Raw genomic sequence first — 15,027 nt, forward strand, 5'->3', positions numbered from 1 at the left:
GATATCGTGTCACAAAAACTAACTCGTGAAGAGCACTTAGCGGCCATCAAAAAGGCCGACCGCGAATACTACGAATTAGACGACCCCACGCTGGCAGATGAGGAATATGATGCTCTGCGGCGGGATTATATTGATAAATACGGTGCCGAGGATTTGAATTATGTGCCTGGTGCTGCAACTGGTGATTTTGACAAGTTCACCCACCCGACACCTGTTACTTCTCTAAGCAAGTGGACGAAGGGTGTGGATGATGAAGCTGACTTGTCAAAAAAAATCGAGGAACTTTGGCCTGTTGTCATGCAGCCCAAGTTTGACGGTCTTACGGTGGTGGCTTATCCCAATGCAGACGGTTCCTGCCGGTTTGTAACCCGCGGTTTGGGCGGGCGGATTGGGGAAGTTTTGCCCAATTTCATCAGCAAATACGAAGGCAAAGGCGTCAACAACAGCGGCTTTGCCATTCGTGGTGAAGTCTACATTACGCCGGAAAACTTCGCGAAGATGAACGAAGCACTGCTGGCGGATGGTATCGAGCCCATGAAAAATATGCGCAATGCGGCGGCCGGAATTTTGCGCCGCAAGGAGCGCAGTCCCTTTGTGGATTATCTGAGCTATGTCTGCTATGAGATTCCCGGTGAAGATATTACGCCGCTGGCGGCGCGGGAAATCATCATGAGTCAGACCGCATTCACCGCTACGGAGATGGTAGAACTTTCGGCAGTCGATACGGCGCTGGCGGATATCGAAGCTTTCTATGAAAAGCTCAAGCAGGATAATGATGTGCCCATTGATGGCATTGTCATCAAGAGTGGGCAGGAAAATAGTTTGGAAAAGTTCGGCTATACTGCGCATCATCCGCGCAATGGTTTTGCCTATAAAGCGTTATCGGAGAAGTTCGTCACCGTGGTGCGGGATGTTATCTGGCAGATGGGGCGCCGCAAGGCAACGCCTGTGGCTATTGTAGACCCCGTAGAAATTGACGGCACTACGGTAACCAAGGCCTCCTTACACAATGCGGCCATGATTGAAGAACTGGGACTCAAAATTGGCGCCACTGTGGAAATCCACAAGGCCAATGAAATCATCCCCCAGATTACCCGCGTGCTGGAACCGGGCACAGGAGAAATCACTTTGGCGGTTTGTCCTTCCTGTGGGGAACCTCTGGAAGAAGTTAACGGCCAGCAGTTCTGCAACAACCCTGCCTGTGATGAGCGCATTGCCCAGGATATTGCCTTTGTCGGCGGCAAGGAAGTGCTGAATATCGAAGGTCTGTCCATTGAAACGGCCCGCAAGATGGTGGCTTATTGGAAGAAACAGTACGCTGCCGTAAAACCAACCTATACGATAATTTTTTCCTTTACGCCGGATATGCTGGCGACTTTGGAAGGCTTTGCGGCAAAATCCGCCGAGAAGCTTTATGCCAACATTCAGGCTGCGAGTCAGAATGTGGAACTGCCGCGCTTTATCAAAGCCCTGTGTCTGCCGGGCATCGGTACGGATGTGGGCAAGATTCTGGCCGATGAATTCGGCAGTCTGGAAAAACTCTTTCAGGAAATGGACGCCGTGCCGGAGCCGCAGGAAATGCTCCAGCAGATTAATGGCATTGGCCCCAAGACGGCGGAGATGGTTTCTTCCAACCGCTTTGCCGTAGCAGTAAGTGAATTGCAGCGTCATGTGACCATCGCCCCCTATGAAAAGCAGGAAGCTCCTGCGGGCGATTATGCGGGCAAGATTTTCGTCCTGACCGGCAAGATGGCCCAGCCCCGCAGCTATTATGTGGAGCTTATCGAAAAGGCCGGTGGCAAGGAAGGAAAATCCGTCACCGGCAAGACCGATTACCTGGTGATTCAGGATGTCAACAGTACCAGCTCCAAAGCCATCAAAGCCCGGGAGGTAGGGACAAAACTCATCAGTCCTGAAGAATTGGTAAGCATGATGTCACAAAAGAAATAATTTTCAGATATTGCTATGTTAACATTTGCATGTTATAATGAATGTGTAAAGGTCATATTCCTAACTGAATAGGTTAACAGAACTGCGGATTGTACGGTTATGTGATAGCCGTAACAGTTAAACACGTTGCAGTCAGCAATGACGTAACTATCTTACTGGTTTTGTGAAGAATCCTACGTACCCTGCTTATGTGGGGGGGGCATAAAGTGTGGAGACATTGTGCTCAAAGCGATGGATTTGTAACAAAGCAAAGGAGAGGTTACTATGAGAACTATGCAGCGCATTATGTTTGCACTGGTCATGTTCGCAGCTCTGATTGTAGCATCTCCTGTGTTTGCTTCCGATATTCGGACTGAAGTGCAGTACTACGTGAATGTTGAACGAGCTAAGGCAGGCTTACAGCCGCTGGTTCTCGATAACATGATCGGTCATTGTGCAGATGTAAGAGCAAAAGAGGCTCAGGTGAGTTTCGCACATCAGCGTCCTGATGGCAGAGATGTTAAATCGGTTCTGGAAAATGGCACTTGCGGCTGGTTTGGTGAAAACCTGGCAGTTAGCGGGGTTAAAGACGCTCAGAGAATTGTACGTGCATGGATGGGTTCTCCGACTCATCGTGCCAATATCCTTGGCCGCCACTATGTGCGTATGGGTGTTGAATGCAAGTACAATAAGGAAGATGGGCATTATTACTGGGCACTGCTCTTTGCAGGGGAGTGACAGAAAAGCCAAACTGGGATAAAAAAAACCACGGCTTAGGTCGTGGTTTTTTTATTTAAATCTTTTAAAAAGGAAAGATTTCTGCTATACTGTAATTAGAATAGTCTCATAATTATAAATAATCTTGCAAAGTAAGGTGAAGGAGAAATGAGGGAAACGAAATGACATGGACAGCTAAATGCAGAAAACAGCGTATTGGAGCGCTGACAGCCGCCATTATCGCCACGGTGTGGATGCCGAGCGTGATGGCGGCTCCTGAATCAACAGCCTTGCCAAATCTCAAGGAAGTGGAACGAGGTGAAATCACCAAGACTGTTAATGGCAACAATATGAACATAGCGTTGTCAGGAGATAGAACTATCATCAAGTGGAATAGTTTTGATATTGGTTCTGATGCTGGGGTTAATTTCTCCGGGCCAGGAAGTAATTGGGCGGTGCTAAACCGGGTGAATGATAGTAAGGCCTCTGAAATTTATGGCCGCCTAACAGGTGATGGAACTATATTCATAGTTAATCCTCATGGTATTACCTTTGGCGCTGGTGCCAGTGTGGATGTTGGCAGTTTGGTAGCCTCTACCATGAACGCGGATTACGAGAGTTTCATGCAAGGCAAGTATATATTCGAAAAAGTAGATAATAACAAAGGTGGTATAAATATAGCAGAAACGGCCAATATCGCCGCCAAAGATGGCTATGTGGCAATCCTGGCTCATACTATCAATAACGCAGGTACGATTTCTGCATCAGATGTTGCCATGGGTTTCGGGCAAAAAATTGAGCTAAGCTATACTGATAAAATAAGCATGCAGATAGATTTGCCAAATGATGCCAAGATTGATACTGAAAAAAACTTAATCCTTTTTAATACCAAAGATATAGATAAGAATATTGCTGACAGCCTTATCAATAACACGGGAACGATTCAGGTTGCCAAAGAAATCAAAGTCAGCAAAGATGAAAACGGTAAGCAGGTGGTAGAACTTACCGGAGATGGCGGTAATATCGCATTGGCCGCCGCTAATATGGTGCTTAGTGGAACGATGTCAACGAAAAAAGGCGGCACCATAACAACTACTGGCTATGAAACTATGCAGGTGCGTGATAGTGCTAAAGTACAATCTGAGGCAGGTACTTGGAATATCAATGCCAAAAATGTCAGTGTTACAGCCAATCCGGATGGCACAAACGACGGAACAAGTCCCAACAGGGTAAGTAATACGGTTTTAAGCAATGCTTTAACAGATACTAACGTCAATATTGTAGCAAGTCCTGACCTTAAAAAATATTATTCTGATATCGAGGTTAAGGACGAAATACGAAAGATTGGCGAGGCTGCTACTTCCTTGACGCTTACAGCCGGACGTAATGTCAGCGTGGATGCTGATATCTCGTCTGCAGGCGGAGCCTTAAATATCACCCTTAACTCCAGTAATCGGGAAAAAACTAATTCCAATCGTGAGGACGGAGCCAATATTATTAGGGCTGATATCATTACTAATGGGGGAGAATTCACCACCAACGGTCCTCATGGCACTTACTTTGGTATAAAAAGAGAAAAAACAGCTAAAGAGGACATAGGCACGCAGAGAAGTGTTATTACCAATGGAGGCAATATCAACTTGAATGGGGCAGAGGTATTGGTATCCACAGGTGGGGCTGTACTTCTTAATGCTGGCAGTGGCAATGTAAATATTGCGGGCAATGTTAATTCAGCCAATGCTTACTTTGATGGTGACGATGGACAAGTTTCCTGGATAGGGGCTAGAAATAATGCTCTGAAAGCCGGGGAGTCATCTGGCACTAAAACACATTTGGCTGTCATCACCAGTGCCTTGGAGGATGCTGTGGCAACATCCAGCATAGACACTGATTTCACCAAGAATTCCCAAGGCTACATAGGTGGACATGTTGTAAAGGTACAAACTGATGCCAATGGCAACTTGTTGTCTAAAGACGGGGGAGTGCTTACATTTACTAAAAATGAAAATGGTGAAATCGTTCTTAGCAGCGAACCGGTACTGGCCGAAGATTATCTTCCAATAAGCGATAAGGCTAAAGTATCCGACTTTGGTACTGTTAAGACTGAGATTCCAGGTTATAAAGGTTATAAAGGTTGGTATAAGATAGTAAATGCTAATGATGCGGCCGATTTTATGAATGTACGTTTTTGGGCCTGGACAGAAGGCGATGAAAAAGGAAAGGTATTCTTTGTACAGACTACTGGCGAGAATATGGTCGGAGATATGCCAAATCCAAAAGTAGAAGAGCATCCTGAGTGGTTTGAAGATCATGGTTTTGCGTTGAAAACTGGCGTAGGTGATGAAGTGTACTATACCAACTTTGCTCCTACCCAGCCAGACGATGATATAGGTCACGATAAAACCAATCACACAGAGATGGCTCTGACAGTTAACTACGATAGCCATATGGGCGGTAATGAGGTTCTTTATTCCCAATGGAACGATTCTTGCGATTCACCTGACAATGTTCACCATTATGTTGTGGAGGAAGAACTTGGCAAAACTGCTTTGAATGTAAATGCCAATAATGTGACTATAAACGGCGAAGTCGGTAATCTCACGCATTTGAAAAACGTCAATATAGCGGCTGACGGCGATGTAGCACTCAACGGCTTGGTTAATGTGGACAATAATGTCAATGTCGAGGCAAAAGGAAATGTGAGTGTCCAGGCTATCAATGCGGTAAATACAGAACCCAATGCTATTGCCAGCAATCTCATACGTGTTAGTGGCAAAAATGTCACTTTGAATGATAAACTGACTTCTGCAGCTAAAAATACGGACAGTGCTATCGAAATCGTTGCACAGGAAAAATTCGTTAACAAGGCAGGCAAGGACGTTATGCAGTTAGGTGAAGATAGCAACAGCTATTGGAAAGTGTATTCCGACACTCCTGCTAACGATGAATTTGGCGATTTGAACAGCAACAATTTCGCCGAATGGAGCTGGAATGGTACTGATGATACGTCTGCTACAGGCAACCTCTTTATCTTTAAGTATAACCCAACGCTTACCTTTACCGCGAATAATGCCAGCAAGAAATATGGTGAAACGCTTAGTGATACAGGTTATACCTTTGAAAATGAGCTGAGCGGTTTGTATACTAATAATTTCTATGATGGCAACGATACAAAATTGAAAGAGCACTATAGCCTTAATAATGTGGGGACGAAGTCTGATGGTTATCCAGCCAGCGCACCTGCCGGCTCCTATAGTATAGATTTTACCAATACAGCAAATACGGCAGAGAACCATGGCTATACAGTTTTGTTCAATCCTGGTACGCTGACGGTAACCAATGACAATCCGGGTGATGTAAGACCGCAAATCGACCCACATGATCCCAGTACTGTCAATGGTTCAGCCTCATATACAGAGGCAGGACGCAACGTTGGCCCTGGTGCTGACAGAGTTTTGGGTTTGCAGAGTGCTGAACTGCCTTTCTTCCGTGAGGAAAGTGGTCAGGTAAAACTCTATGGCACCTATGATGTTTCCATTGACCCGGACAAGGTCAAGATGGAGCCGACGGCGAAGGTTCTGCCTGAACCAGACCAGCCGAAGAATCAGTACCGCGAGTACGAAAAGGAACTGACAACACCGGCTGGTGCTGCTAAGTTCATGTTGACCTACAACGGTTCTACTTTTGATATCTATCCGGTAGACAACAAGGCCAAGGCAATTTTAGTGGCTGGTGATGCGGCTAAAAACGTGGATGTTGAGTCGCAGGCACTCTTTGCCGCTTTCAAGGAAATGGGCATAACCCTTGATGATTTGGACGGCGTATATACTCATTTTGATGGCAAGAAAGAGGTGTTACCCTTTCGACGTTAAAGAGAGTAATGGCAAAAAGATAATTGCCGATATAAAGGGACGCAGCGGCCCAGTTAAGGTGTCAGAGGTTGATGAGGACATCGTTCTCGATGCGGAGGCGTTGGCTGTTGGCCCGAAAGACAACTAAATGACGTTATATCAAAGATATCTTAAAAAGCCACAGTTTTTCTGTGGCTTTTTACATTATTTTGCAAAAGCATATAGTCAATTATCAAAAAAGATGCTATACTCAAAATGGTCAGACTATTAAAAATAGATTAAAAAAGGAGTGAAGATGCTTATGCGACGAATAACAAAGCTGCGCAAGCAGCGATTGTGTGCTTTGGCAGCAGTTATTTTAGCCACGGCGTGGATGCCGAGCGTGATAGCTGCACCAGCAACAGATGCGTTGCCCACAGGAGAAAAATTAATCAAAGGTAATGCCGACATAAGCAGAGATGGTATTGTTAAAGAGAAAAAGCAGATGTCCGTGAACGTTAATGGTAGTGCCGTTATAAATTGGGACACATTCAATGTTGGCAGTGGTGCAAGGGTAAAATTCAAGGGAACAGACGGATTTAAAGTTCTAAATCGTGTTCCTAACGGGCCAATGTCAGAAATATATGGTGAAATCCGTGGGCGGGGCGGTACAGTTTTCCTGATAAACCCTAATGGCATTACTTTTGGTGAAGGTGCCCAGATAGATGTGGGGAGCCTGGTCGCCTCAACTTTGAATATCACGAATGAAAACTTTATAAAGGGCAAGTATTTATTTGAGAAAGGCGAGAAAGTTGGTGTCATAAAGAATTTAGCCAATATCGGCCTGTCCAATGATAAAAAGGTAGTTCTCCTTGCCCATCAGGTGATAAATGAAGGTAAAATTTCAGCTGGCCAGATTGGTATAGGAACAGGTAATGAAATTGAGCTGGCACTGGATGACAAGATTGGCATTAAGGTAAATGCCGGCGTAGATAAGAGCGCTGACGTGAATATCCTCAACTCTGGTACGTTGTCGGCTAATGATGGATATGTTGTGATGACAGCCGGGGAGGCTAAGAAAGCCATAAATGGGATAATAGCAAATTCCGGTGTAGTAGCTGCCAAGAAGATAACAAAGGACGTAGACGGTAATATAATTCTGGCGGATGGCGGCGATATAGATATTCGCGGCTATAGCATTTGGAATAGTGGCGATATAAGAGCCGATGGTGGCTATATAAAAGACAAAAAAGTTGTCAAGGGCGGCAATGGCGGTCATGTCAGTATTGAGGGCAACAGCATAGTCACTGAGAATGCTGTGAAGGCTATAGGAAGACTGAGTGAGGACGAGGCCGCATCGGTAATTGATGGGGAAAAGGTGGCCGATGGCGGCAGTATTTCTTTGAAGGCTGAGAAGCTGATTGTGGCAGGTACTGTAACCGCTGATGGCCCCGTGAATGGCGGTGTCATCAATACCATCGGCACTAAGGACTTACTGGTAGCAGGTAACAAAAAATTAAAAAAAGACTCTTCCAGCTACTTTAAGGTGGCCAGCATTCATGCCGCAGGGGAAAACGGTCAGGCTGGCACCTGGAACATTGAAAGTGACAATGTCAATATCAGCCATGATGTTATTACAACAGACAGTGGCAATGTGGTCAATAATCGCGTTATTACATCCTCGCTAAAAACCACCAATGTCAATGTCGTAGCAAAACCGGGCAGCCCGACAGACTTCGCAGACATTAAGGTTGCTAATGAGATAAAAAAGACAGATGGAACTGACACCAGCCTAACCATGACGGCCGGGCGCAATATCAGTGTGGATGCGGATATTACGAGTACGGCCGGCAAACTAAATCTTACCTTGAATTCCAATAACAAACTGGATGGTAAATCTGAGCGAATAGATGGTGCGTCTATTATCAGAGCCAACATTACCACCAATGGCGGCGATTTTACCACTACGGGTATGAACGGAACATACCTTGGGCTGAAGGATAGTGAAAAAGCAGGTAAAGACCGGACTGTGGTAACGAACGGCGGCAATATCACCCTGAACGGTGAGGTCCTGCTGGCAACCAGCGGCAAGGTGACACTGGATACGACTGCAGCAGACGGCAAGTCTGCTGGTGATGTTACCATTACTGGTACGGTGGATTCAGGAAACAAGTACACCATAGGAAGGACTAGCGATAAGATTCCCTGGGACAATAAATCCGGCGAATTACATAATGTAACATTGCAGGGGTCCAAGGAAAGTGCTGAGAAACAGGGGGGATACCTGGCTGTCATCACCAGTGGCCTGGAGGATGCTGTAGTGAATTCTGTGGCCCCCACTGAAGCGGAATCCCATATCGGCGGGCATGTGGTGGCTATGCCGGAAGGTGTTACCTGTACGGTAGACGAAAATGGCAACATAAATTTAACAGGGTTGACAGCTGATGGCAAAATACCGGAAGGAAAGCTGCAGCTCATCTATACTGATACGGCGTATGGGAAAAATAGCTACAAGGTAAGAGCGGAGAACGGAAATCGCGGCTGGTACAAGGTCAACGACAACACTTTGGTGCGCCTGTGGGCATGGGTGACCGGGCCGGAAGCAGGGAAGGTCTTTTATGTGCAGGCTATACAGAATCCTAATGGCGATAGCATTGAACCTACCCAGGATAACTACAAGCAGCTCAAACATTTTGGCAAAGCCTATGGCTATACCAATTTCCTTGCGAATGAACCTAATGATGATTTAATTCAAATACATACCCAGAACTGTCTGGCCATAAACTATCATTCCCGGTGGGATGATATCTATGAGGACATCCATGATAACAATGACCTCATAAAGACTTATGTGGTAGAAACGGAACTGGGGAAAACTTCCCTTGACATCAAGGGTAATAAGGTTGACCTGCAGGGGAATGTGGGCAGTATTACCAAGTTGAATGACTTGACCGTCAATGCTAATGCCGATATCAAAGCTAATGGCTCCGTGCAGGTTGATGGGAATCTGTCGGCAACGGCTGTAAATAGTCTTTTACTTGCGCAAGCTGCTGAGGCTGGCAAAGATGTTTCCTTGTTTGCTGGCACCGGCGCTGATAAAGCTATAGCCGGACGTGATGTAAATGTTAATGCTGTTACTGGTAAAACCATAAGTATTACAGCGGATAATGACGTTACCATCAATGGCACGTTAAAGGCAGAGGCTGAAAGTAATCAGCAGGCCGTGGTAATCAAGGCACAGGGGAATTTCCACAATAATACTGCCGTGCCTGTAACCCCACTGCGTTTGTTTAGATTTACTGCCGCCACAGCAGAGCAAAGTCCTGCGATACAGGTAGGCAGCGGCAGTGCCTGGAAGATTTATTCAGACAAACCCAGTGACGACTTGGGTAATCTTGATAGCGGTAACTTTGCCGAATGGGGCTGGGATGGTACATCGACTTCTACGGCTACAGGCAATCGTTTTGTCTTTAAGTACAACCCGACGCTTACCTTTACGGCCAACGATGCCAGCAAACAGGTTGGGGAAGTACTTACTGACACAGGCTATACCTTCAATAACGAATTAAGCGGACGTTATACAAACAATTTCCGCGATGGTTTTGACGACAGCCTGCTTGCTGAGTACGGACTTAATAATGTTGGTACGCAGTCGCCAGGTTTTCCTGCCAATGCGGCAGCCGGCACCTATAAGATTGATTTTACCAACATGCAAACTACGGCACGTGACCATGGGTATATTTTAGATGCTAAACCTGGTACATTGACGGTCATCGGCATAGAACCTGGCCCGACTCCGCCGCCCACAGAACCGGAAGGAGATACAAATCCCGGTGATGTAAAACCGCAGCTTGACCCTCATAGCGCCACCAATGTTGACGGTTCAGCGTCTTATACTACAGCGTCCCGCAGCGTTCCTGGCGTAGACCGCGTATTAGGTTTACAAAGTGCTGAACTGCCGTTCTTCCGTGAAGAAGGCGGGCAGGTAAAATCCTATGGCACCTATAATGTTTCTATTGACCCGGACAAGGTAAAGATGGAACCCATGGCCAAAGTTCTGCCGGAACCTGTACAAACAAAGAACCAGTATCGTGAGTATGAAAAGGAACTGACGACACCGACTGGCGTGGCAAAATTTGTGATGACCTATAATGGTTCAACCTTTGACATTTATCCCTCCGATAACACGGCTAAAAAAATGCTGGTGGCAGGTGATGCGGCTAAAAACGTGGATGTTGAGTCGCAGGCACTCTTTGCCGCCTTTAAGGAAATGGGCATAACGCTGGATGATTTGGATGGCGTATACACCCATTTTGACAGAAAAAATTAAGAAAAATTAATAGGTAGTTCTTTCGTCACGAATACGAAAAATGTGACAAACGAATTTTAACTTCAAAAGGCAAGCTGCCCTTTGCGGGCGGCTTGCTTTTGGAAGTGTAAAAATGTCTAAATAGAAGTAGGGACTTTGGTCTTATTGCTGTACTATTATTCTAGTCAACTTTGCATAAAATGATGCGAATTCGAAATAGTTACACCGCAATATGACGTTTTTCACTAGAGTTTAGTCCTATATTGTGCTATACTTTTGGATAGTTTGTTTCTTAAGAGAATATTAAAAGGAGTGAGGGGATTAATGAGATGGATCACTAAGTATCGGAAACAACGTTTGGGGGCGTTGGCTGCAGCCATTGCGGTAACGGCGTGGATGCCGACGGCGATGGCGTTGCCTCAGGGCGAGCATAATATTAAAAATATTACAGTAGATGGAAGTGAGAAAATACCTGTATCTGCTGATGGTAAGACTATGAATGTTGTGCTTAATCAGACCAGGGGGGCTGTTGATTGGAAATCGTTTAATATCGCAGAAGATGAGACGGTTAATTTTAGTGGGCCAGGGAATTGGATGGTCTTAAATCGTGTTGATGTTATTAACCCTGAAAATGTTTCTGATATTCGAGGTCAAATAAATGGAGCAGGGGGAACTGTTTTTCTGATTAACCCCAATGGTATTACGTTCGGCGATACTGCTCAGGTGGAAGTGGGTAACCTGGTGGCCTCAACGTTGGAAATGAAAGAAGGTTTTCTCACCAAGGATAATGGTCAATATGTGAACAAAGATTTTAGCTTTTCTCCCAAAGAATTAACTGGTGGAATAATAAAGCTTGAAAAAACTGCAAACAACCGTAAAGGAATTGAAGCAGATGGTGTTGTAGCGTTATTGGCACATAAAACAATAGAGAATCAGGGCACAATTACAGGTAAACAGGTTAATTTGGTTGTAGGCGATGAGGTTAAATTAACCAATCTTGACAAAGCAGCAGATATGGTCGTAGATTACGATAACAAAATTGGTGTGCTTGTGACTTCGCTAAGCAATGGCGGACAGATAATCGATAGTGGCACGATTAATGCCAACAATGGCTATGTTGTTCTGAAAGCGAAAGATGCTTCGAATATATTACAAAACACAGTCAATGATGAGCAGGTTACCGCAGCTAATAAAATCTACAAAGATGCTCAAGGCAATATAATGTTGTTGGGAGATGTAAATTTTGCTGGTGATAAGGTAAAAGTAGAAAAAAATGCCCAAACGCATGCCAGCGCCAGTGATGGTCAGGCTGGAACGTTTAATATTCTTAGCACCAATGTAGTAATCAATGATGAGAGTAATGACAAGTCCAAAATAAGCAATTCGTCTCTTAGCAATACGTTGAAGGATACCAATGTCAATATTGTTTCCAGTCCCTTGGAGGCTAATTTTTATTCAGACATAACGATTGGCAATGAAATAAAGAAGAGTGGTGATACAGAGACTATTACTTCTCTTACGCTTACTGCTGGCCGTAATATTAGTGTGGATGCTGAAATTACGAGCACGGCTGGGGCTCTTGATGTAGAATTGAATGCGAATGATTCGGGTAAAACTAAATCTACACGCACGGATGGTGCTGTTATTCTGCGCAGTAATATTAGCACCAATGGTGGTAATGTTACTACGACAGGGAAGAATGGTACGTATATCGGGTTGAATAATTCAGAATTAGAAAAACGTATAAACAATAATGAAACAACAGACCGTAAAATAGCCACGAATGGTGGTAATATTTCACTAGGCGGCGATGAATTGTTGCTGGCTACGGGAAATACGGTAGAATTTAATACGCAGCGTATAGAAAATGGCAAAGTGGTAAAAAGCGGTGACGTTTCTATTGATGGTACAGTCAATTCGGCTAATGCGTACAGTATTTCGTCACATACAAGAACCAGTTGGAGTAAGGCTGATGCTGCTGCAAAGGCAAAATGGAGCAACGGTACAAAATCATACTTAGCAGTCATTACTGGTGCATTAGAAGATGCGGTGGTTACAGCTACAATTCCACCGGATACTAATAATAAATCAGAAGCCTATGTGGGTGGACATGTAGTAGCTGTCGAAACAGATGCCAATGGGAATGTTATTATTGACAGTAGTACTGGTTTGCCAAAAGTGAAGTTTGATAATGGTAATGTTGTAACTTTGGTAAATGATAAAACAAACACAACAACTGATAAGGATCATAAAAAAGGTGGCTGGTATAAGTTAAGTGATGGCAGGTATGAACGCTACTGGGCATGGACGGATGGTAATGATGATGAGAAAGGCAAGATTTTTTATGTGCAGACCGTAGGTGAAAACATAGAGACTGATAAAACATATGGAGGCGATCCAAGTACGAGTGATACGGATTGGATGAAAAAACCGCATGGTAGAAAGGTAGATGGGGTATATAGTAATTTTGCTACTGGTGAACCCAATGATGATAAAGGTGATGGTGATGACAAATCACAAACAGCTTTATCGATTAACTATACCTCCTATAAAGATGAAGTACGAGCAAATAATTTTTATTCCAAGTGGGACGATGTTTCCAGCAATAGCGATAAGCTTTCTTACTATGTAGTAGAAACAGATTTACATCCATCCTCATTGACTGTTAATGCTGGTAAGGTTAAGTTAAAGGGGGCCGTCGGCAATCTTAGCAAGTTGGATAACATGACAATTAACTCCACAGGTAAGGTCGATATGAATGGCTCTGTGCAGTTAAACAATGCCCTTGATGTTAATGCCCAAAATGATATCACAGCGGCTAAGTTTATAGATGTTGGCAGTACGGCGAACCTTAAATCAGATTCTGCCAGCGTTTTCACTGATGCGGTTACGGCTGGAGATACAATCACCTTGACTGCTGGTAAGGATGTAAAAATTTCTGATAAAATCACCAGTACGAAAGGCGCTTCAGCTGTTAGAACTTCTTTGTATCGTGTTGCTGCAAATACAAATGCTGATGCTAATTATTCCATCGTCATTAAAGCGCAGGGAAACTTTGAGAACAATGTAGAGGACTCAGCTAAGGCGCTCAATACGAACGAAGATGCTGATTATTATTGGAAGGTTTATTCGGATGCGCCAACGAGCAAACTGGGCGATTTGAACAGTAATCAGTTTGCGTTATGGAGCTGGAATGGACAGGATAGTGTCGCTACAACGAAAGATATGTACATCTTCAAGGCTACGCCTACGGTCACTTATACGGCTTTTGACAAGACCAAGCGTTATGGGGAAACGCTTACGGATATGGGCTATGGCAATAGCTATGCCGTTAAGAACAGCTTGAGCGGTCAATACACCCAGAATTTCAAGGACGGCATTGACGCAGATTTTATGGCCAGAAAGACGCTTGATGGTGCGGTAACAGATGGTGTGACAACCTCTGCTGGTTATCCCTCTACGGCTTATGTAGGCATCTATGATATTGACGTAAAAGGTTCGAATGTTGCCACGGCATGGGGATACGATATTGTAGATAAGACCGCTAAATTGACTGTAACCGGCAACAATCCTGATGATGTAAAACCCCAGCTTGACCCACACGATACCACAAATGTGGATGGTTCTGCCTCCTACACCACGGCTCCGCGTACTGCTCCGGGGACTGACCGCGTATTAGGTTTGCAGAATGCGGAACTGCCGTTCTTCCGCGAGGAAAATGGTCAGACCAAGCTCTATGGCACCTATGATGTTTCCATTGACCCGGACAAGGTGAAGATGGAACCGACGGCCAAGGTTCTGCCGGAACCTGACCAGCCGAAGAATCAGTATCGTGAGTACGATAAGGAAATCACGACAAAGGTTGGCACGGCGAAGTTCAAGCTGACTTACAATGGTTCGACCTTTGATATCTATCCGATGGATATCTTTGGCAAGAAAGTATTGAAGGCGGGCGATGCGGCTAAGAACGTGGAAGTTGAGTCGCAGGCGCTGTTTGCAGCTTTCAAGGAAATGGGCATCACCCTGGATGATTTGGATGGTGTATATACCCATTTTGATAATAAAAAAGAGGTGCAGTCCTTTCGCAAGTAATGCGGGAGCTGCCGCAAGAATTATCAAAGATTTGCAGGGGAGAAGTGGCAAGATAAAAGTGGCTGAGTGTGATGATGGCATCGTTCTCGATGCCGAAGCACTGACCATTTCTCCCAGTGAAGGTGAAAAAATAACAGGAAAGGAAGAAGA

At 44.8% G+C, this 15,027-nt stretch carries 5 protein-coding genes; all 5 read left to right on the forward strand.

What is annotated here, in order from left to right; all coding sequences use genetic code 11:
* Positions 1 to 6: 6 nt before the first annotated feature.
* The 5 genes from P157_RS0107655 (at position 7) to P157_RS0107675 (ending at position 14,877) form a co-directional block, all read left to right on the forward strand.
* Positions 7 to 1,950, forward strand: coding sequence for a BRCT domain-containing protein (locus P157_RS0107655; protein ID WP_026760476.1), 1,944 nt, complete (start codon positions 7 to 9; stop codon positions 1,948 to 1,950).
* A gap of 264 nt (positions 1,951 to 2,214) precedes the next feature.
* Positions 2,215 to 2,667: a CAP domain-containing protein gene (locus P157_RS14130; RefSeq protein ID WP_051598545.1), complete on the forward strand. Its 453-nt coding sequence runs from the start codon at positions 2,215 to 2,217 to the stop codon at positions 2,665 to 2,667.
* A 161-nt stretch (positions 2,668 to 2,828) separates the two neighbouring features.
* Entirely contained in the window at positions 2,829 to 6,518 is a 3,690-nt protein-coding gene (locus P157_RS0107665) for a filamentous hemagglutinin N-terminal domain-containing protein (protein WP_026760477.1), read from the forward strand.
* 280 nt (positions 6,519 to 6,798) lie between these two features.
* Positions 6,799 to 10,806: a filamentous hemagglutinin N-terminal domain-containing protein gene (locus tag P157_RS0107670; protein WP_196243108.1), complete on the forward strand. Its 4,008-nt coding sequence runs from the start codon at positions 6,799 to 6,801 to the stop codon at positions 10,804 to 10,806.
* A 303-nt stretch (positions 10,807 to 11,109) separates the two neighbouring features.
* Entirely contained in the window at positions 11,110 to 14,877 is a 3,768-nt protein-coding gene (locus P157_RS0107675) for a filamentous hemagglutinin N-terminal domain-containing protein (protein WP_080695409.1), read from the forward strand.
* Positions 14,878 to 15,027 lie beyond the last annotated feature (150 nt).

This window comes from Selenomonas ruminantium AC2024 (assembly GCF_000687995.1).
Taxonomy (GTDB): Bacteria; Bacillota; Negativicutes; order Selenomonadales; family Selenomonadaceae; genus Selenomonas_A; species Selenomonas_A ruminantium_B.

What these genes read in the sequence shown, in the direction of transcription:
- P157_RS0107665 (WP_026760477.1), top strand. Translation starts at nt 2,829, where the DNA reads ATGACATGGACAGCTAAATGCAGAAAACAGCGTATTGGAGCGCTGACA.
- P157_RS14130 (WP_051598545.1), top strand. Translation starts at nt 2,215, where the DNA reads ATGAGAACTATGCAGCGCATTATGTTTGCACTGGTCATGTTCGCAGCT.
- P157_RS0107675 (WP_080695409.1), top strand. Translation starts at nt 11,110, where the DNA reads ATGAGATGGATCACTAAGTATCGGAAACAACGTTTGGGGGCGTTGGCT.
- P157_RS0107670 (WP_196243108.1), top strand. Translation starts at nt 6,799, where the DNA reads ATGCGACGAATAACAAAGCTGCGCAAGCAGCGATTGTGTGCTTTGGCA.